Annotated in this window: 18 protein-coding genes; 7 read left to right on the top strand and 11 right to left on the bottom strand. The window is 43.6% G+C overall.

Translation table 11 applies throughout. From position 1 onward, the window contains the following. Positions 1-293 precede the first annotated feature (293 nt). Positions 294-3,140, top strand: a complete 2,847-nt coding sequence (locus ACSBL2_RS10970) for a triple tyrosine motif-containing protein (RefSeq protein WP_442591737.1) — start codon at positions 294-296, stop codon at positions 3,138-3,140. Between the two features lie 26 nt (positions 3,141-3,166). On the opposite strand, the gene ACSBL2_RS10965 is transcribed toward ACSBL2_RS10970, so the two are convergent. Beyond that, positions 3,167-4,264 (bottom strand): GDSL-type esterase/lipase family protein, encoded by a 1,098-nt coding sequence (locus tag ACSBL2_RS10965; RefSeq protein WP_442591736.1) that lies wholly within the window; start codon positions 4,262-4,264, stop codon positions 3,167-3,169. 112 nt (positions 4,265-4,376) lie between these two features. On the opposite strand from ACSBL2_RS10965, the gene ACSBL2_RS10960 reads away from it, so the two are divergent. After that, positions 4,377-4,781 (top strand): hypothetical protein, encoded by a 405-nt coding sequence (locus tag ACSBL2_RS10960; protein WP_442591735.1) that lies wholly within the window; start codon positions 4,377-4,379, stop codon positions 4,779-4,781. Between the two features lie 133 nt (positions 4,782-4,914). On the opposite strand, the gene ACSBL2_RS10955 is transcribed toward ACSBL2_RS10960, so the two are convergent. Beyond that, on the bottom strand, positions 4,915-5,793 hold the full coding sequence (locus tag ACSBL2_RS10955; RefSeq protein ID WP_442591734.1) for an NAD(P)H-binding protein: 879 nt from the start codon (positions 5,791-5,793) through the stop codon (positions 4,915-4,917). Between the two features lie 78 nt (positions 5,794-5,871). Between ACSBL2_RS10955 and ACSBL2_RS10950 the strand changes: the two genes are divergently transcribed. Beyond that, a complete protein-coding gene (locus ACSBL2_RS10950; RefSeq protein WP_442591733.1) occupies positions 5,872-6,258 on the top strand; it encodes a winged helix-turn-helix transcriptional regulator in 387 nt (128 codons plus the stop codon). 171 nt (positions 6,259-6,429) lie between these two features. Here ACSBL2_RS10950 and ACSBL2_RS10945 read toward each other — a convergent pair whose 3' ends face one another. After that, positions 6,430-6,960 carry a sigma-70 family RNA polymerase sigma factor gene (locus tag ACSBL2_RS10945; protein ID WP_442591732.1) on the bottom strand — a complete coding sequence of 177 codons (531 nt, stop codon included), beginning with the start codon at positions 6,958-6,960 and terminating at the stop codon, positions 6,430-6,432. 302 nt (positions 6,961-7,262) lie between these two features. On the opposite strand from ACSBL2_RS10945, the gene ACSBL2_RS10940 reads away from it, so the two are divergent. After that, entirely contained in the window at positions 7,263-8,273 is a 1,011-nt protein-coding gene (locus ACSBL2_RS10940) for a LacI family DNA-binding transcriptional regulator (protein WP_442591731.1), read from the top strand. A 90-nt stretch (positions 8,274-8,363) separates the two neighbouring features. Here ACSBL2_RS10940 and uxuA read toward each other — a convergent pair whose 3' ends face one another. From uxuA to ACSBL2_RS10905, 7 genes are all read right to left on the bottom strand, one after another. Beyond that, the gene (gene uxuA, locus ACSBL2_RS10935) at positions 8,364-9,554 is read right to left on the bottom strand and encodes a mannonate dehydratase (RefSeq protein ID WP_442591730.1); all 1,191 of its coding nucleotides are present in this window, start codon (positions 9,552-9,554) and stop codon (positions 8,364-8,366) included. A gap of 95 nt (positions 9,555-9,649) precedes the next feature. Next, positions 9,650-10,489, bottom strand: a complete 840-nt coding sequence (locus ACSBL2_RS10930) for an SDR family oxidoreductase (protein ID WP_442591729.1) — start codon at positions 10,487-10,489, stop codon at positions 9,650-9,652. A 252-nt stretch (positions 10,490-10,741) separates the two neighbouring features. Beyond that, entirely contained in the window at positions 10,742-11,899 is a 1,158-nt protein-coding gene (gene fucO, locus ACSBL2_RS10925) for a lactaldehyde reductase (RefSeq protein WP_442591728.1), read from the bottom strand. Positions 11,900-11,926: 27 nt separating this feature from the next. Continuing rightward, a complete protein-coding gene (gene rhaD, locus ACSBL2_RS10920) occupies positions 11,927-12,760 on the bottom strand; it encodes a rhamnulose-1-phosphate aldolase (RefSeq protein WP_442591727.1) in 834 nt (277 codons plus the stop codon). A 28-nt stretch (positions 12,761-12,788) separates the two neighbouring features. Beyond that, entirely contained in the window at positions 12,789-13,820 is a 1,032-nt protein-coding gene (gene rhaT, locus ACSBL2_RS10915; protein WP_442591726.1) for an L-rhamnose/proton symporter RhaT, read from the bottom strand. A 9-nt stretch (positions 13,821-13,829) separates the two neighbouring features. Further along, on the bottom strand, positions 13,830-15,086 hold the full coding sequence (locus ACSBL2_RS10910; RefSeq protein ID WP_442591725.1) for an L-rhamnose isomerase: 1,257 nt from the start codon (positions 15,084-15,086) through the stop codon (positions 13,830-13,832). After that, positions 15,083-16,588, bottom strand: coding sequence for a rhamnulokinase (locus ACSBL2_RS10905; protein ID WP_442591724.1), 1,506 nt, complete (start codon positions 16,586-16,588; stop codon positions 15,083-15,085). Before ACSBL2_RS10905 ends, ACSBL2_RS10910 begins: the two co-directional genes overlap by 4 nt. Positions 16,589-16,772: 184 nt before the next feature. On the opposite strand from ACSBL2_RS10905, the gene ACSBL2_RS10900 reads away from it, so the two are divergent. Beyond that, positions 16,773-17,684, top strand: coding sequence for an AraC family transcriptional regulator (locus ACSBL2_RS10900; RefSeq protein WP_442591723.1), 912 nt, complete (start codon positions 16,773-16,775; stop codon positions 17,682-17,684). 76 nt (positions 17,685-17,760) lie between these two features. Further along, positions 17,761-18,534, top strand: a complete 774-nt coding sequence (locus tag ACSBL2_RS10895; RefSeq protein WP_442591722.1) for a Fic family protein — start codon at positions 17,761-17,763, stop codon at positions 18,532-18,534. A 148-nt stretch (positions 18,535-18,682) separates the two neighbouring features. Here the strand turns inward: ACSBL2_RS10895 and nhaA are convergent, their stop codons facing one another. Further along, a complete protein-coding gene (gene nhaA, locus ACSBL2_RS10890; protein ID WP_442591721.1) occupies positions 18,683-19,855 on the bottom strand; it encodes a Na+/H+ antiporter NhaA in 1,173 nt (390 codons plus the stop codon). Positions 19,856-20,166: 311 nt separating this feature from the next. Here nhaA and ACSBL2_RS10885 point away from each other — a divergent pair, with 311 nt between their 5' ends. After that, positions 20,167-21,012, top strand: coding sequence for an AraC family transcriptional regulator (locus ACSBL2_RS10885; RefSeq protein ID WP_442591720.1), 846 nt, complete (start codon positions 20,167-20,169; stop codon positions 21,010-21,012). Positions 21,013-21,041: the final 29 nt, after the last annotated feature.

Here is a 21,041-nt window from a genome sequence, read left to right as displayed (position 1 = left end):
CCACACAACCGTAATTTCCTGAAAAATCCAAACCCGGGGGCATTTTATGATCAATCATCAGAAACTTTGGCTGATCATTATCGTATCGTTAAATTAACCTAAAGGCTTGGAATAGTGGAATCCAACCTTATGTTCACAATTACTTAACAATAACTTATCATTTAATTATCCTGCCTGATCGACTTAATGGGTAGGTTTGCGAGCTATTTATTGCTTGAAGACCTATTTTTATAATGATCTCACGCCCTGTATTTTATTTTTTTATTAGCTTCTTCTTCTTTTCAGGTCTTCATATGGTCAAAGCCGACCATATCACCACCCTGGGTGTTCCACATGTTCAGAATTTCACCAAATCGGCATACCAGTCCGGCAATCAAAACTGGGCAATCTGCAAGGATAAACGCGGAATCATGTACTTTGGGAATGCGCGGGGCCTACTGACCTATGATGGGCGCTACTGGCAACAATATGCCCTTCCGGAACATCAGATTGTCCGTGCAGTCGCTGTAGGAAACGATGGCCATATCTATACGGGAGGATTTAGTGAATTTGGCTTCTGGGCTTATCAAAACGGAAAATTAACCTATACCTCTTTAAACCCACTATTACCGAAGAAATCACCCCTTAAAGATGAGATCTGGAAGATTTTTACCGATGGAAAAAGGATAATTTTCCAGTCGTTCAGCTCCATATATATATATGAAAACCATAAGATTACCGTCGTTGAACAATCTGGAACCTTCCTCTTTCTCCAAAAAGTGGGCAAGCGTTTTTTTATTGAGGTTCTTCATAAAGGTGTACACGAGTTGAAAGGAAACAGGCTTGCCCCCTTAAAGCAGACTGGAAATATAATTCCTAAAAACATCATTTCCATCCTGCCCTATAAAAACGGGGATTTATTGATCGGAACCACAAAAGATGGGTTATATCTGTATAATGGTTCGGGTTATACTCCTTTTCCCAGCGCAGCAAATTCCTTTCTAAAAGCTTCCCAGCTCAATAATGGGGTCAGGTTCAACAATAAATATTATGCCTTTGGTACGATCCTGAATGGAATTATTGTCATTGACGAACAGGGAAAGGTCATACAGGAAATCAATAAAAGTGGAGGGCTCCAGAACAATACGGTACTGAGCCTGTACAGTGATGAGGAACAGAATCTTTGGACAGGCCTTGATATTGGCATTGACCGGATAGAATTAAATTCTCCATTTTCCTTTTATCTAGACAGGACAGGGGAATTTGGAACGGTGTATTCCAGTTTGATTTATAAAAATAACATATACCTGGGTACCAATCAGGGATTATTCTACAGTTCCTGGTCGGCAACAGACAGCACCATCCCGAAGAGCTTCAATTTCAAACTCATTCCCAACTCCCAGGGGCAGGTATGGAACCTGGCCATCATAGATGACCAGCTGATCTGCGGACAGAATGAAGGTACTTTCAGCGTTACAGGAAACAGGATGAAGGAGATTTCTGCTGTAAAAGGTGGATGGACTATTAAAAAATTGCTGAGCCATCCGGATTATCTCATCCAGGGCACCTACACAGGACTCGTCCTTTATCGAAAGGACCAACAGGGGAACTGGACGTTTTTGAGTAAGATTGAAAACTTTAATGAGCCTTCCTTGAATGTGGAACAGGATTCCCGCGGCGACATCTGGGTGAGCCATCCTTATAAGGGCCTATACAAACTGACTTTAAGTGCTGATTTCAGGAAAGTTTTAAAAACAAGGTATTATACGGCAAAAAACGGATTGCTCCGCAATAACAACATCAATATGGGGATGATGGAGAACAAGCTGGTCTTCTCTACAGAAACAGGTTTCGTCCTTTATGATGAAGTCAGTGATAGTTTTAGTCCCTATAAACAGCTCAACTCCGCGTTGGGAAGTTTTTCAACATCCAATAAAATCATCCATGCCGGCCCAAAAAAATTCTGGCTGCTCAACCATGGTAAAACCGCCTTGGTACATTTTACGGAGCCAGGAAAACTAGACATAGATTCCAACCAGTTTAGTCCGCTGAACGGAAGAATGGTAGAATACTATGAGAATGTAAATCAGATTGGCAACCACCTCCACATGATCAGTGTAGATGACGGATTTGTCATTTACAATGGATCGGACAATCCGGAAAACTATACCAAGAAACAGTTACCGGCAGTGTTGGTCAGCCGTGTAGATGATATTACCGATACGTACCGTACCCTTACTGAAAATGGAAATACGGATACAGAAATAGTAATTCCTTTCGACAGGAATAATATCAGGATTTGTTATACCCTGCCCTACTACCGGCAGGCGAAAATAAAATTCCAATATTACCTGGAAGGTTATTCCCAGCGGTGGTCCGACTGGAGTCCATCTGCCCAGAAAGATTTCACCAACCTTTCCAGTGGAAACTACCGTTTCCATGTACGTGCTAAAATTAATGATGCAGAGACCAGTAAAACCAGTGTATTTGAATTCAGGATCAGTCCGCCGTTTTATGCCAGCAGTTACGCCTTTGTCGTCTATACTATAATCATCCTACTTTCTCTTTACCTCGGAAAAAAACGTTTTGACAAAGAACTAAAAGCAGAGAGAAAGCGAATGATGATAAAAATGAAAGAGGACAGAGACGAATTCATAAAAAGAGAGGCCGAAGCCACAGAAAAACAAATCTTCAAGCTTCAAACCGAGAAACTTCAGGCAGAACTTTTCAGCAAGACTAGGGAGCTGTCCAATTCGGCAATGACCCTCATCTACAAAAATGAACTGTTGCAGAACCTGAATCAGGAAATGACAAAACTGAGGGCAGATAAAGGAAAAGAGTCGAACGATGATGAACTTCGCAAGATGCAGAAGCTGGTAGATGAGGGTTTAAATGACCAGCGGCGTGACTGGAGCATGTTTGAATCCAGTTTTGACGAAGCGCATGGTAGTTTCTTCAAGAAGCTAAAAGCAAAATATCCTGAGCTGGTACCAAATGACCTGAAGTTATGCGCCTTGTTGCACATGAATATGACCAGTAAAGAAATGGCCTCCTTGTTAAATATTACGCTAAGGGGTGTGGAAATCAGAAGGCACAGACTCCGGAAAAAGCTGAATATCCCAGCGGAGAAAAACCTGGCAGAGTTTTTCCTGGAACTCTAACCCTGATAACTCCACACCTCCTGAAATCAATGCAGCAATTGATAGAAAAATCCCTTTAACTGTTCAGCCAGTATGCCATGGTCTTCCACATTTGGATGTCCGGTACAGCCATGTGGATCCATTGGCTTAAAAAAGAAGGTGGAAACAGGTTTATCGTTTGGATAATCCGCATCTATACTTTCTTTAATCCTGCCTAGACAACGTTCCAATAGCTGAGCTGAATTGCCTTTGATCATGGGGCTGGAAAGCAATGCAATGCGGGCATTAGGATATATGGACTTCAGTTGTGTGACAAATTTCACATAGGTACTCACAAAACGCAGGGTATCAAATTCTGCCCTGGGGCTTCCATCCCCTCTACTCAAATCATTCGTGCCCAGGGCCATACTCAGCACTGCAGGCGTATAGGTAGAAAAGTCCCATTTAAGCGTCTGTTTCTCCTGAAAATCAAGCTGGTCATAGACCATTGGCAGAGATGGATTTTCCCTGTTCCAGGTACGGTATACGCCTATTCCACTGACACTGGACAGGATAAAATTGGCCGACAGCGATCGGGCTACCCTTGGCCCATATGCCATGTAGGCATTGTGCTGGTCATGGTAAACCCCTGTCCCGCAAGGCACAAGGGAATCATCAGCAGCTGCGCCACAAGTAATGCTATTGCCGATAAATTCAATCAGCGGAAGTTTGGGAATCTCTATATTCTTTATTTCTTCGGCTTGTACTTGAGCAATTTTTAGCGCACCGGTATGTGCTTCTGTCGCTTTATAAATCCATAAGGTATGAACTCCTTTCCCTTTTGCCCTGATGATGACTGGTGAGGCTGAATTTCCCTCTATACGGATTCTTTTCTGGTACACCCCATCCAGTTCGTATTGCAGGTAATTATGGCCTGAAGCGTCTGCATGTGTCACATAAATCCGGCACTCCGTCCCTTTGAAACTCAGGCCGAAGTGTGCACCTGAAGAGACCAGCTCCAGCTCCTGCCTGAGATTTACTAATGTTCGTCCCAGGGGTTTCAAACCGGCACCCAAAATATGGTCATTGGCATGGGAAGTCGAAATACAGAGCAGCAGGCAGGAATGAATTAACAGGAATAAGGTGAAAACTCTTTTATTCATCATGTGGTCATTTGGTCGATACCAAAATAGATAAATTATGGCTTTGATTCAATTTTATCCTATTTATTTATTCCTAAACTATGTTAGTTTTGCAGCTGATTTTAAATGGAGAAGAATGACAGGATCGGATTTAACCTCCAGGTTACTGGAGGACATACAAACATCATTGGCATTGAGGGCCCAGATTCCCTATCTGGATATGTTAAAGGAATTAGCTGAAGGAGGAATGCCAATTTCTACAGCCATGTTAAACACGTCATCAAACTTTGGAAGTTTCGACAATGCCCTTGCAGAAGTACTCCATATCTTACATTTTCAGCATGACAGTTTTTTGCCGGCACCTGATCGCCTACCATTACCCTTAAGCCGGATCAGTGAAAGCTTATCCGAAAATATTTCATTACTGAATGAACTCTTTCAGCGTCATATCGACGAGCAGGGTCCATCTGGCGGCAGAAAAGAAAATACCTCTCCTGTGCTTTTAGCCAGACTGGAGACGATCCACCTGGCAGCAATATAATATAGCCGATCTGCAATTTTTAACCTGTAAAATTACCAGGGCCGGCAGCGATGAATATACTGCCGGCCCTGGTAATTTTATCCTGAACGTCGAAACTAAGATTCACAGTTCAGGCTCCGCTCCATCTTCTTACTTAAAAAGATGAGGCAAATTCCTTTGCAAAATCATCGAGTGTTGTTCTGCCGGTAACATTTGCTCCCTGTGCCTCAAAGTCCGACTGCAAAAGTCCTTTTCTTATTCCCTGACCCATTTCTGTGTATAAAGCGGCAATTTCTTCAGGGAGGCCAGCCTGTTTCATCCCTTCCAGTGACTGTTCGTCTGAAAATTCCACCCATGGAAGATCCGGCTTTGCAATAGCACTTCCAAGAACTGCAGCGATTTCCTGTCCTGAACGTACGTCACTCACAACGTACCGAACAGTTGTTCCATCTTTCTGTGCAACCAGTTCCTCTGCGGCGGCAGTGGCAATATCAGCCGGATGTACCAAGGGTATTGCTGTTTCTCCAGGATAATTTCCTCCAATGATCCCCATGCCTTTAATTAAGGGGATATCATTATAGAAATTGGTGTAGAAATATCCTGCACGAAGAATGGTTAGCGCACTGTTTTTAAGAGAACCATAAATTTCTTCAATTCTATGGAGGCCAACAATTGGTCCGGTTCCCTCTTTCTGGTCTGCACCAACACTGCTTAGCATCACTACCCTTTTCACCCCACTCTCTTCAATCGCCTTCGCAAAAGCCTTACCCGCATTCACGGTATTCAGCAAAACAGCTGATCCACCGAGATTGGGTGGCGTCATTGCAAAAACGGCATCCGCTCCTCTTAGCGCTGTAGTCAAAAATTCGGCATCATTTACTGATCCGGTAGCTGCCCTGGCACCCAATGCCGCTATGGCGGGGCCTTTATCCGCACTGCTGGTAATAACTGTCAGCTCATGTCCCCCGGATACAAGTTTTTCAGCCAGTGATTTTCCAATATTTCCTAATGATCCTGCAATTGTGATTTTCATATTCTTTCTTTTAATTGATATAAACAAAGGTATATTTGTACTTACTTTTATACAAGTACTTACCCTAAAGTATGTATCATGACAGCCATCAAAGAGAATTCCACCATCCAGGAAAATAAACAATACGCACTTGCCAACTGTCCGGTAACCTATGTCATGGAGAAGATTGGTGGCTATTGGAAACCAATCATCCTTTACCACTTGTCTACCGGAAACAAAAGGTATAGTGAGCTGAAACGTGCAATTCCTGCGATATCTGAAAAAGTGCTGATCCAGCACCTGAAACAATTAGAATCTGACGGATTGGTGATACGCGATGCGCAAGCTATAGTCCCTCCGGTTGTGAATTACAGGTTGAGTGTTGGGGGAAGAGGTTTACTGCCGGTGATTGATGCAATGGCGGCATGGGCTTTCAAAGATATGGATGGGGAGTTTAACCTATTTGATTCCCGGACGAAGGAATAACCTGATTTCGCCTCAAGGGGGGATGCCTATACTTTCCAGAATTGCTATATATAAAACGAGGCCGATCAGTGATCGGCCTCGTTTTATATATTTTTATGTCTCCAAAAGCATTTTAAGCTATGGATTGCTGGCGCTGGGGTTCAGGTAGGATACTCCATCCTCAAAAATAAACTATGCGGATTGGCGGCTGTTAAACTGCTCGCTGTACATTTTAAGCTGGCTCTTTAAAGACTGGCGGGCCATAAAAATCCTGGTTTTAACGGTTCCTATTGGAATCTGCAACTCATCTGCAATTTCCTGGTATTTATACCCTTCAAAATAACGTAAAAAAGGGATGGAATACTCAGGTTGCAATTTCTCCATCGCCTTGTTGATATCATCCAAAATGAACTTATTCTCTCCTTCATTCTTCATGGCACTGGTATGCAACTGATAAGAGTTCAATTCTTCCGAAGTATCAATCAAAGCAGATTTTCTTACTCCTTTGCGATAATCATTGATAAAAGTATTCCGCATGATGGTAAATAACCAGCCTCTTAAATTGGTTCCTGTTTTATACAAATGATGATAACGAATGGCTTTGATCACGGTATCCTGTACCAGATCATTGGCATCTTCAAGATCGCGTGTAAACTTGAAGGCGAACTTTTCAAGGCAGTCCATGTGGCTGCAAATCTGATCGTTTAAAGTTAGGTTATTCATAGGTAGAGAATTAAAAGTGTATAATGTTTTTCATTACAACTTACACAAAACCTGTACCACAGTACTGACTTTGGCCAAAACAAGCTTATAAACATTCATTTACAGAAAATCAGAGAGATAAAAAATATAAAATCAATTCTGGCTATATATTTGTAAAGCCCGGTACCGTCATATAATCAGGGCAATAGTGGCCTGGCTCCGTATGAAAATCCCAGGTTATGGCAATAGATACTGCATTTACATTTCAAACAGGAACAGCATAACAAACAACCATTATTTTTTTAATATCTTCGTTCCAATATATGGATCAGGTCACACTAAAAAGTCTTGCTAAAGAATTAAACCTGGCTGTTTCAACAGTTTCCAGGGCTTTAAATGACAGCTATGAAATCAGCGCAGAGACAAAGGAAAAAGTACATTCACTGGCAAAAAAACTGAATTACCAGCCCAATCCATACGCCAGCAGCCTGAGAAAACGGAGCAGCAATACCATCGCCGTCATCCTTCCTGAGATTGCCAACAACTTTTTTTCCCTTGTGATCAATGGAATAGAAGAAATTGCCCAGGAAAATGGTTACCATGTGCTGATCTATCTTACACATGAAAGCCATCAGAAGGAAGCTGATTTTATCAGACATTTAACCAATGGACGGGTGGATGGTGTGTTGATGTCCTTATCTGGTGAAACAGATGACATCAGCCATCTCCAGGAACTCAAAAATTCCAACATCCCGGTTGTTTTCTTCGACCGTATTTGTGAGCGCCTGAGTACCGTTAAGGTGACAACAAATGATTATGAGAGCGGTTATCAGGCTACACAACACCTGATTAATAAAGGATGTAAACAGATTAGCTATCTTGCTTTCTCAAAAAACCTGTCCATAGACCAAAAAAGAAGGCAAGGATATATAGATGCCTTAAAAGACAACCAGCTCCTTTTCAGAGAGGATATGGTCATTAACTGCGGAAATGACCAGGAAGATAACTATAAAAAAATAAAAACATTACTCAGCTCTTCCCAGGTGCCCGATGGAATCTTTGCTTCCGTTGAGTTGCTCGCTATCCTGTGTTATGAGGTCTGCAGGGAACTGGAATTGAACATCCCAGGAAAAATCAAGATCATTGGTTTTTCCAATCTGCGTACGGCATCCTTACTTCATCCATCATTGAGTACAATTACCCAGCCTGCATTTGAAATCGGGAAACAGGCCGCATCAGCCTTATTTCAATCCTTCCGAAAAAAGCAATTGGTGCTGGAAGATAAAAAGATTGAATTGCTGTCTGAGCTGATTGAAAGAGACTCGACCAAATAAATTAATGGGTAAACTCTTTTACGTGTAAGAGGGAGATACAGTCCCTTACGGATTGCATCTCCCTTTTATATTTTCGATGATCAGTTTGGCTTAATGACCTGCCTCAGTTCTGATAATGCCGAGTTCAAGTCCCCTCAATTCTGCCAGCCCCCTCAGTCTTCCAATAGCGGAATAACCCGGATTTGTTTTTTTAACCAGGTCATCCAGCATCTTGTGCCCATGGTCAGGGCGGAATGGCATTCTCAGGTCTTTCCTGCCCGCAGCTATCCTTTTTTTCTGTTCGGCCAGCAATGCCTTCATGACGGCATACATATCCACATCACCATCCAAATGATCGGCTTCATGGAAATTACCTTCGGCATCTCTTTTTGTACTGCGGAGATGGATAAAATGAATTCTTTCTCCCAGCCGTTCCACCATGCCTGGCAGATCATTGTCTGCCCTCACACCAAATGAACCTGTACAATAAGTCAGGCCATTGTTGATGCTGTCGACCGCATGATATAACTCCTGAATGTCAGCTTCTGTACTTACTACCCTTGGCAATCCCAAGATAGGAAAAGGAGGATCATCCGGATGAATACACATCAATACCCCAGCCTGCTCAGCAGAAGGAATAATTTGGGAAAGGAAATGATATAAATTTGCTTTTAATTCTGCAGGTCCTGTCTTATCATAAGTGGCCAGTACTTTCAAAAATTCTTCCAGGGTGTACCCCTCTTCAGATCCGGGTAATCCGGCAATAATATTTTTAATCAGAAGTTGTTCATCCGATGCAGACAGGTTGTCAAGATAGGCTTTTGCTTTTTGCTTTTGTTCAATGCTGAATGACTCCTCAGCTCCGGGGCGTTTCAGGATATACAGCTCAAAGGCGGCAAATGCAGCAGCCTCAAAACGCAATGCTGTAGAACCGTCAGGCATACGATAATCGAGATTCGTTCTTGTCCAGTCCAATACCGGCATAAAGTTATAACAAACAATATCGATTCCGCAGGTACCAAGATTGAGCAGTGTCTGTTTATAGTTTGCTATGTACACCTCATAATTTCCAGTGCGTTTTTTAATATCTTCATGTACAGGTACACTTTCCACTACCGACCAGACCAGGCCTGCATTGGCTACTTCATCTTTTCTTTTTTGAATTTCTTCGACAGTCCACACCTCTCCGTTCGGGATATGATGAAGTGCGGTGACTATACCTGTTGCACCTGCCTGTCTGATATCTGATAAGGAAACGGGATCCTTCGGACCGTACCACCTCCATGTTTGTTCTAAAGCCATAATTGATTTTCCTGTTGATGCCAGGTATAGAAATGATACTGGTTCTATCCTCCCCTGCCTGATTTATAATTTACAATTAACCGATATTTGAATTTTTATACCCCACTAAAGGCGCTGAATCCTCCATCGATAGGGATCACAACTCCGGTAACGAAAGCAGAGCCTTCTCCACATAACCAAAGCAGGGTACCCGTTAAATCATCCGGGGTTCCGAAACGGTTCATTGGGGTGTGGGAAAGAATTGTATTTCCCCGGTCGGTGAGACTTCCATCCGTATTGGTCAGTAAGGTACGGTTCTGTTCCGTCAGAAAGAATCCCGGAGCCAGTGCATTTACACGGATATTTACTTTGGAAAAATGAACAGCCAGCCATTGTGTAAAATTGGACACTGCAGCCTTTGCACCACTATATGCCGGGATTTTAGTGAGTGGGGTAAATGCATTCATTGAAGAAATATTGATGATAGAACCTTTTTTACCGACCATATCACGGGCAAAAACCTGTGTGGGAAGAAGTGTCCCGATAAAATTCAGATCGAACACAAACTTGATACCTTCCGGATCCAGGTCAAAAAACGTCTTCAGTCCCTCTTCGGTAGATTCCAGGTCTTCGGGTAACAGGTAATTTTTTGAGGTCGTTCCTTTAGGATGGTTCCCACCGGCACCATTCACGAGGATATCGCATGGACCTAACAGCTCAAGTACCTTCTGGTGTGCTTCTTTGAGACTATCTATCTCCAAGACATTACAGGCTACTCCAATTGCCTCACCTCCCAAACTATTAATTTCCGAGGCCACTTTTTCAGCTGTCTCTAATTTTAGGTCAAGAATGGCAATTTTTGCTCCTTGTCCTGATAATGCTTTCGCCAGTGTGCTGCACAATACGCCGCCGCCACCAGTCACCACTGCTACTTTTCCTGCAAATTCTGAGGTCATACGATTTTTATTTATATCTGATATTCGGGTGGTAAATGTGACAAAAAAAATTACCTGTGCCTATGATTTAAAAGGAAATATTTACGGAAACGATTTCGGCACCTGCGGAATTTTAATACCGGAGGAGGAATATAGGCGTATATATAAAAACACACACCTGAACGCATAGGCTTCAGGTGTGTTTTTTAACGTGGGCCGGGCCGCTGCAATGATAACAGGCCTGTTGATCACAGATGGCAGCGGATACTTTATTTAAAAAGCTTTATGGTACAAGGCTTCAATTTCTTCAACAGAAGTTGGCCTTGGATTACCTCCTGTGCAGACATCATTAAATGCAGCTACGGCCAGCAAAGGAATATCTTCTTTTTTGACACCGATCTCATTCAGGCGTTGCGGGATATTCACCCGTAATGAAAGCGCTTTAACGGCTTCGACAGCTGCATCCACACATTCTTCCTGATCCAGTGCATCGGTATTGATCCCAATTGCAGTTGCAATATTTCTGTATTTGGCCGCCGCCGGGGATGCTGCATTGTATTCCATCACAAAAGGCAACAATAAAGAGCAGGCTACCCCATGCGGTGTATCATACAGGGCACTTAAAGGATGTGCCATGGAATGGGCGATACCTAAGCCCACATTGGAGAATCCCATACCCGCCACATATTGGGCAAGGGCCATTCCTTCCCTATCCGCCTTACTTTCCGGACTGTTAACTGCATTCTCAAGATGTTTGTAGATCAGCTGTATGGCTTTATAACCAAACATATCCGACATCTCCCAGGCACCGGGAGTAATGTACGATTCAATAGCATGGGTCAGCGCATCCATTCCTGTAGCCGCGGTTAATCCTTTAGGCATGGAATACATCAGCTCAGGATCAACGATCGCAATGGCAGGGGTATCATTCGGATCGATACAGACCATTTTACGCTTGGCAGCGCTGTCGGTGATGACGTAATTTATGGTCACCTCTGCTGCTGTACCTGCCGTTGTAGGCAGGGCCATGATCAATGCAGATCTGTTCTTGGTAGATACAGGGCCTTCAAGCGATTTCACATCATAATATTCCGGGTTTTTAGCGATGATCCCCACACCTTTAGCAGTATCAATCACTGAACCGCCACCCAGCGCAATAATAAAGTCAGCACCGGATGCCAGAAAAGCATCTACCCCAGCCTGTACATTTTCAATGGTAGGGTTAGCTTTAATGTCATCAAACGTTACATAAGGAATAGCAGCACTATGGAGTATCTTTTCTATTTCTCCAGCCAGACCTACACGAATAAGATCTTTATCTGTCATGAAAAAAGCTTTGGCCAGATCCCTGCGCCTCACCTCAGTTACGATTTCATTCCTTGCACCTGCACCATGGTATGAAGTTTCATTTAAAATAATACGGTTAGCCATAATTCTTGTTTTTTAAAATCCCTGAATTTATTTAGGTAAGTTGAATTTCACTTTAAGGGCTTCCATATCTTCCAGGGAAGTACCTTCAGGCTCAAACCCCATTGATTTGGCAGTAAGATAAATCTGTGCCGATTTCGATAGGGTATCTACCATATCAAATGCTTCAGTAATGTGTTCGCCCACTGCACAGACGCCATGTTTTTCCCACATCACGACATCGTAGTCTTTTAACTGTTCTACAGTTGCATTGGCCAGTTCCAGTGAACTTGGCATTTTATAAGGAATAATACCCAGTCCGCGTGGACAAAATGCCCGTGTTTCAGGGATCATGCTCCACAACAGATAAGTCAGTTTGTCTTTGACCAGAAATTCCGGATTGTGGGTCATCGCCACCAGGTCAATCGGGTGGGTATGCAGTACCGCTTTGTACGTTGAACCACTTCCCACCAGGTAATTGTGCATAGACAGGTGTGAAGGAAGTTCAGATGTAGGCCTTACCGGTTTGTCGGCAATAATTTCATAACTGCTGCAATCGTCTGATATGCGGATAATCGATCCGTTTTCCATAGGCCAGCGGGCCAAATCGCGCATGCGTTTGTTTGTTCCCTTACAAAAGAAATAACATCCTTTCAGATGGGGAAGTGTAGTCCCAATCTGCAGCTGATCACTCAGCGGAGGCATTTCCCTGATTTCGTCATTGATGATATCTGTAATATTGATGGTAATATTCCCACCATTACGTTCTGCCCAGCCTTTTTGCCAGAGATACCCTGCAACTTCAGCAACCTCAGCTACTTTTTTTGCGAGTACAGGAGAACTTTCCAATATGGTTTCGGGAGCACTTTCTAGTATCGATTTCATTGTTTTATGTATTATTTGTTAATGTTAGTTAAGCTTGTGCCATTGCCACGACAATGACTGACAGGATCAGGACAAGCAGGCCGGCGATGAGTACGCCAATTGTTTTGCCGCTTGCACCTTTCCATTCGTTGAGTAGCATACCCCAGAGGTTGCTGAACAACACATTCAGGGACATCAGGATACTCCAGGAAAAGGCGATTAAAACAGGGCTTTCGGTCAGGAAGCTTTTTCCCATTTCCAACCCGAAAAACTGTGAATACCACAATCCACCGGCAAGGGCGCAAAACAGGACATTGTTCAGCAGGTCACCCATTCGCAAACTGGAATATTCACTGAGTGTTTTATTTTTCACATTCTGCTGCAGGCAGTAGACAATATTCGTCACAGAGCCACCTACGGTCACCAGGAAAATCACCGGAAGACCGGCATAGAGCGCATTCACCCCACCAGCCAATGCCGCCGCTTTGATTGGTGCACCGGCTTCAAGACCCAGTGTAAAACAGGCGCTCATCCCCCCTGCCAATAAAGCGACCAGCAGACCTTTTGTCAAGGCGAAATCTTTGACCGCAGCTTTTTTCTCCTCTTCGGACATGTTTTTAGCACGAAGGCTTCCGGCATACCCGATGATGGCTATACCGGCCAGCGTAATGGAAACGCCGGTCAGTAATAACAATCCTCCGCCATGAAACAGGTCTGTTTCCCCCAGGATGGCAGGAAATAAAGTCCCGAAGGCCGCGCATGTGCCCAAAGCGATGCTTTGCCCTAACGCAACGCCAAGAAAACGCATGCTCAGCCCGAAGGTTAATCCACCGATACCCCAAAGTGCACCATATCCCATAGCAGGAAGCGCACCACCGGCACTCCATAATTCCAGCAGTCCGCTGCCCTGTGGAACGGCCAGCAGTGTTCCCAGCAAAGGGAAAATAAGCCAGGCAAAAGTTCCCTGGATGAGCCAGAAAGTCTCCCAGGACCATTCCTTAACCTTTTTGATGGGGACATAAGAGCTCGACTGGCACATACTGCCCAGTGCGATGATAATCAGGCCTATCACTGTATTCATATTCCTGACCTATCGTTTTGAAGTAATATTTTTCTCGTACTGCTGAATGGCTGGAATAAAGTCTTCACCAATTTCCACGTCATTTTTCAGGCAGAAATAATCCCATACTGCATTCCAGGGCAGACTTTTGGCTTCTTCCAGCAATGCCAGGCGCTCAAAATGCTGTTCATTCGCTTCATAGGCACGCAAGGTTTCCAGGGGTTCAAGGAAGGCCTGAAGAAAAGCTTTCTGTGTGGCACGGACACCGATCACATAAGCACCAATACGGTTGATGGAAGCATCAAAGAAATCCAGTCCTACATGCACCTTATTTAAGGCATCGGCCCTCACAATTTCCCTGGCCAGTTCAATGATCTCTTCATTCAAAGTCACCACATGGTCTGAGTCCCAGCGAACCGGACGGCTCACGTGCAGCATGATTTCCGGTGTAAATAACAACAGGGAAGAAATCTTGTCGGCCACACTTTCTGTCAGGTGGAAGTGTCCGGTATCCAGTGTAATGATTTTCTGGTTTTTAACCCCGTAGCCCATATAAAAATCATGTGAGCCTACGGTATAACTTTCCAGTGCAATACCGAATAGTTTAGATTCGATACAATCCTTCATATTTTTATATGGTGTGGCAAAAATCTCATCCAGAGATTGCTCCAGGATCTGACGGTATTTGTACCGGTTGACCGTTAAGTCTTTCGCACCGTCATGAATCCAGAGGTTCATGATACAGGGATCTTCCTGGAATTTACCGATCGCTTCAGAAATAGCGCGGCTGCGTTTGGTATGTTCGATCCAGAAATCCCGGATGTCCTTGTCCGGATTGGCCAGGGTCAGGTTGCCACTTTTGGCATGGCCAAATGAACTGGAGTTAAAGTCAATTTTCAGGTTATGCTCCTTTGCCCATTCCATCCATCCTGTAAAGTGCTCAGGCAAAATCTGGTTCCTGTCCACCACTTTACCACCAAAATCGCCATAAATAGCGTGCAGGTTAAACCGGTGTGTTCCCCCGATATGGGTTAACACTTCTTCAATATCAGCCTGTACTTCGCCAATATTACGGGCACGACCCGGATAATTTCCAGTCGCCTGGATACCGCTTCCTCCCTGGTTACCCGCAGATTCAAAACCTACCACATCATCAGTCTGCCAGCAATGCAGGGAAATAGACAATTGCTGAATATGTTTTAAGGCTTGTTCTACATCTACTCCAACGGCTGCGTAACGTTCTTTTGCCAGGTCAAATGCCTGCTGAACGGATAATTTTTTATTCATAATTTTATATTTAAAGGTTCATACTTGTTTGCCAGAATCTGTGAAAAACGATAGTAGGCTTCGGTCCAGGCCAGGGTATCTTCCGGGAAGAATATTTCCGGTTCCACCGAATTGCGGACCATCTTCCTGATGTCGCACAGTGCGTTGACCAGGCCGATACCTTTGGCCTGCATCATGATATTCCCAATGGCCGTGGCTTCTGAAGGGCCGGAAACCACTGGTATGCCAATTGAATTGGCAGTCGACTGGTTCAGCAGCCTGTTTTGTGATCCTCCGCCAATGACATGGAGTTTTTCTATTTTAAATGGTGCCAGTTGCTGCAGGCTTTCCAATACCTTCCTGTATTTCAGGGCAAGGCTGTCGAATATACACCTGATGAATTCCGCATGGCTTGCAGGCACTTCCTGTGCTGTCCGCCTACAATATGCCCTGATGGCCTCCGTCATGCTTTCAGGATTGGCAAAGGACTCATGGTCCGGATCAATAAGGGAACGGAAGCCTTCCGCAGTATCTGACAGGTTGACAATCTGCTCATAGCTATACTGCAGGCCTGTACTTTCCCATTCCTTGCGGCATTGTTCCAGTAACCACATTCCGGTAATGTTCTTCAGAAAACGTGTCGTGCCGTTCACGCCGCCTTCATTGGTAAAGTTCAGTGCAAAAGACTCCTCATTGATAATCGGGTCTTTCACTTCAATCCCCATCAGCGACCAGGTTCCTGAACTCAGGTAGGCAAAATTCTCATTGTCGGTCGGTACAGCAACCACAGCCGATCCGGTATCGTGACCAGCAACAGCAATAACCGGGACGGGCCCGATGCCACATTCCTTCATGATACTTTCTGTCAGCTCTCCAATCACTTCACCGGGCATCACAATGGGCTGCATCAGCGAAGAACTCAGGGGAATAGCCTCAAACAGTTTGGATTCAAAAGTTTTGGTACGTGGGTTCAGCAACTGTGAGGTAGAGGCAATCGTGTACTCACACACTTTTTTACCGGTCAGCAAATAAGAAAGGGCATCGGGCATGAAAAGAATACCAGTAGCTGCTTCAAGTGCAGAGGAATGTTCTTTTTTAGCGGCAAAAAGCTGATAGAGAGAATTGAAATTCATGATCTGAATTCCTGTCGCTTCATACACTTCCTTTTTGGGAATAACATTGAAATATTCTTCCGGAATGCCATCGGTATAGGGATCCCTGTAACAGCGGGGTTCACTCAGGATACAACCATCCTTGCCGAGATATACAAAGTCTACCCCCCAGGTATCAATACCAATCGCATCTATTTTCAGCCCCTGCGCAACAGCAGCTTTCAGGCCGTCTTTCAAGGCTTCAAACAGGGCAAAGATATTCCAATGATATTGACCGTGGACCTTTGTGATTTTATTGGGAAAGCGGGTCAATTCCCGAAAGGTGATCGTATTATCTTCAATCTTTGCCAGTAGAGATCTGCCGCTGGTAGCGCCTAAGTCGAAGGCAAAAAAGTGGTAGCTTGTTTTCATGAAATTATACTAAGGTTCATCATCTGAGGCAAACATAAGCGGTGTTACGGTCACCACTTTTGATGATTTTGGCAGAAATACTTAACAAAATGGCTTTAGTGATTTCTATCATTATCTGCCACGAAAACATATTGCATTTTTGTAATCAACTGACCAAGCTTATACTAATTTTAATCGTACGGATATGAAACCATGCATTCAGGCCATACATATTCAATATTTGATGGCCAATGAGGTAGATCACCTTTGGGGAAATGTGGTGAACACGGTTGGCTTTCAGCATATCGGTACGAATGAGAATTATCCTCCCGCCAATCACCCTACCCGTTACCGGTTCTCCACACAGAAAGGACGTATGATTGAAGAATATCAACTGGTCTATATTGTTAAAGGAGGAGGCACTTTTCAATCCAGTGAGCACAAAGAAATCCCGGTCAGGGAAGGAAATGTACTTTTACTGTTTCCGGGGGAATGGCATAATTACCGTCCCTATCAGCATACCGGCTGGGAAGAATACTGGATTGGTTTCAATGGGGCGATTATGAACAACAGGGTAAAAAATGGTTTTTTTGATAAACAGATGCCTGTTTATGATATCGGGATTCAGGATGATGTGATACAACTTTATAAAAAGGCCATTGAGACCGCGCAGAATGAAACACCGGGATTCCAGCAAAAACTGTCAGGTTTTGTCAGCAATTTACTGGGACTCATGTATTCCCTGCACAAGAATTCAACATTTGAACAAACGGAGATTTCCAATAAAATCAACAAGGCCAAGACGATCTTATCTGACCGGTTCAATACCAATATTCCTTTTGAGGAAGTTGCGGAACAGGTAAAGATGAGTTACTCCTGGTTCAGGCATTCCTTTAAAGAATATACCGGTTTTTCCCCGAATCAATATGTGTTGGAATTGCGTATACAGAAAAGTAAAACCCTGCTGACCAATTCACTGATGTCTATCAAGGAAATTGCTTACCATACCGGTTTTGACAATTCGGAGTACTATGCCACACTTTTCCGGAAAAAAACAGAAATGACCCCCGGACAGTACAGGAGGTTCACCCAGGGAAAACTGATTGAAATGAATTAAAAACACACAAACACCTGAATACAAACATAATAAAAGAAAAAAAAAAATAATTGATTACCTTTATATTTATAAAAAAATGAAAGTTACAGCACTCATAGAGAAATATAAAAGCCTCGACATTGACGAGGTAATTGATCATGAAAAATTCAACCAGATCTCTATTGTCTACCATTCTACACGGATTGAAGGCTCGACCCTGACCGAGATGGAAACACAAATCTTCCTCAGTGACGGCCTGATGCCCAAAGGCAGACCCTTACTGGAAAAACTGATGGTAAAAGATTATTATGCCGCACTTCAGTTTACCCTCAACCAGGCAAAAAAGAACACGCCGATTACAGCCGACCTGATCAGACAACTGAATTCGATAGTCCTGAAAAACAACGGTGGTCTTTACCATACTGAATTTCATTCCATTGATGCGGCTACAGGTGCATTCCGAAAAGGCAATATCACTGTAGGAGAAAGCTATTTCCCAAATTTTGAACAGGTTGAAGAACTGACCCATCAACTGGCTGAGGAACTGAATCAACGCATGAAGACGGTTGCCACGTTAAGGGAAAAATTAGACCTTGCTTATGATGCACATTTCAAGCTGGTCAGCATACATCCTTTTTATGACGGAAATGGAAGGACGTCGAGATTGCTCATGAATTATATACAGGCGGTTTTCAATTTGCCTTTGACAACTGTCGACAGCGAAACAAAAGCCGTTTATTTCCAGGCACTTATTGACACCCGGAAACACAAGAACCTCAGCATTTTCCACCGATTTATGGATGCAGAGTATGAGAAATGGCTCCAGGTAGAGATCAGTAAATTTGAAGAAATGCTGATGCCCCAGGAGTAACAGATTCAGCTTCCATTTTAAATAAAGATCCAGAAAATTCCGTGATGACCAATATACCCAGGAATTTTCTGAATCTTTATCCTGTTGATGCTGACTGCTGCATGCATTGGTTATAGTAATTTTCCTTTCGGACAGTACCTCACACTCCTCAGCTAAATGATGATTTTGCCGTTGACCTGAGCAACTGATATCCAGCGACTGCCGCGACGAATGAAGCACAAAGAACTGATATTTTTGCTGCTGAGATCAGTAAGGGGTCTTCAAAAGAAAGCAATGCCATAAATATCGACATGGTGAAACCTATTCCGGCAAGAATGCCCACCCCCGTAATGTGCCACCAGTTTGCTTTTTCAGGTAGCTGACAGATCCCTGTCTTCACTCCTATCCAGGATACCAGCAATATACCCACAGGTTTTCCAATCACCAGTCCAGCGATAATACCTAGTCCGAGCGGACTTAACAGTCCACCGATCATCTCACTTTGAAACGTGATATTGGTATTGGCCAGTGCAAACAGTGGTACGATCAGATAATTCACAGGCGTAAGCAGCAGGTGCTCCAATTTCTCTAATGGGGATTGTTTTCCATTGGAACTCGCCGGAATAAACAATGCGGTAAGTACGCCTGCAATGGTTGCATGGATACCGGAATGATGCACAAAATACCAGAGTACCGCACCTGGAATAAGGTAACAGGCCAGCTTCTCGACTTTAAGTTTGTTCAGGACAAAAAATAGCAGGACAATTCCTGCAGAATAGAAAAGATAGGCTACATGCAGTTCAGCTGCATAAAAAACGGCAATCACCAGGATAGCCATCAGATCATCCACTATGGCCAGTGCGGCAAGAAATATCTTTAATGAAGCCGGAAGCTTCTTACTGAGCAGACCAATGATGGCGAGGGCAAAGGCAATATCGGTAGCCATGGGAATCCCCCAACCACCTGCAGTGGGTTGATTTTTATTGAAAACCGCATAAATAATTGCCGGGGTGATGGCACCACCTGCAGCACAAAGTATCGGCATCAGTGCTTTTTTCGGTGTAGACAGCTCACCTCCCCTCATCTCGCGTTTGATTTCGAGGCCAACCAGGAGAAAAAAGATAGCCATTAGGCCATCATTGATCCAAAGCTGGATCGGATAACGAAGATGTAGAAATTCGGATTGATATCCTGCCTGTGTATCCAGAAATGCCTGAAAGGGTACGGAAAAAGAAGTATTGGCAATGATCAGTGACAAAATCACCGCACTGAATATAAGAATACCGGATGCTGATCCGGAAGTAAAGAACCGCTTGAATATATCCAGTTTGGTTGGCTGCATCTGAATTGGATTGTTGATCATCTGCAGGACTTCATCTTCCTGCCTGGGCGAAGTTAAAGTTTAACAGGTGTTATCCAACCCGTCAGCCCTATTATTTTAATAAATTGAAATGTGTCCACCTTCTGCTCCATTCCTCCGCCATCTTTTCCTTCATACTGGCCTATTCCTGAGGCTGGCAGTTTTTAACATGCTGCAAAAGATCGTTCAAACCTAGCCTATCTTTCACCACGACCTTATTTTTATCCTGGAAGACCAGAATTACTGCCCTGGACTTTTTCTGAATTTAGCAAATGATTGTATACATTCGTACCATGTCGCAGCAAGATCAAATTCCGGTCCACCAGCAAAAGATAACAGCAATTGGTGCAGTAGACATCCTTCGCCTCCAATACAATGGAAAAAAGACACTGCAAGCACACAGAGATGAATATTATATTCTTTGTGTGGTGATGAAAGGAAGCGGAACAATGAAATGTGATATGGGAACAGTAGCTGTCCGCCCAAAAAGTATATTACTGGTAAAACCGTATCAGATTCATTCTGCAGGACCAGATGCCAGTCTGGTCGATGCCTATTTTATTAGCATAGCCCCCTTTCTTGTCCCAGCCTTTTGCAGGGATATCCTGGAGAATATTGCTATCCCTGATCAGTGTATCAAACTTTCAGCTATGGAGATGAAAGTGGTCCTGAAGATGACCCAACTCTTATATCAGTCGTTCCATGACGGGAATCTTTACAAAACACAAATAACGATGCATTTATTAAATGCATTCCTGGTGAAGGCTGCTGCTCTTTTTTCAGTATCCATACCACAACATAAAGGGAAACAGAACCAATCCTTCAGGCTTAGCCAAAAGTTCAAAGAACTGGTTACACAGCATTCGTTTTTGCACACGGCCTCTTTTTTTGCAGACAAACTGCATATTACAACTGCCCATCTGAATGAATGTATCAAATCGACCACCGGTTTATCCGTAACGAAGTTTCTACAGCAGGCTTTGGTATTGGAAGCGAAAAGGTTGCTGTATTACACCCATGACGATGTGAAAAAGATTGCGTTTGATCTGGGCTTTCAGGACCATACCTATTTTTCGCGTTTATTTAAAAAAATCACCCATGAAACCCCACTGACCTTCCGGAAAAGATTCCACGAATAGTCCAATCATTCCCTGTTTCTATAAAATCT

This window comes from Pedobacter sp. AW31-3R (assembly GCF_052180285.1).
Taxonomy (GTDB): domain Bacteria; phylum Bacteroidota; class Bacteroidia; order Sphingobacteriales; family Sphingobacteriaceae; genus Pedobacter.
Note: the sequence above shows the minus strand (reverse complement) of the source record. Positions and strands in the feature narration are given on the sequence as shown.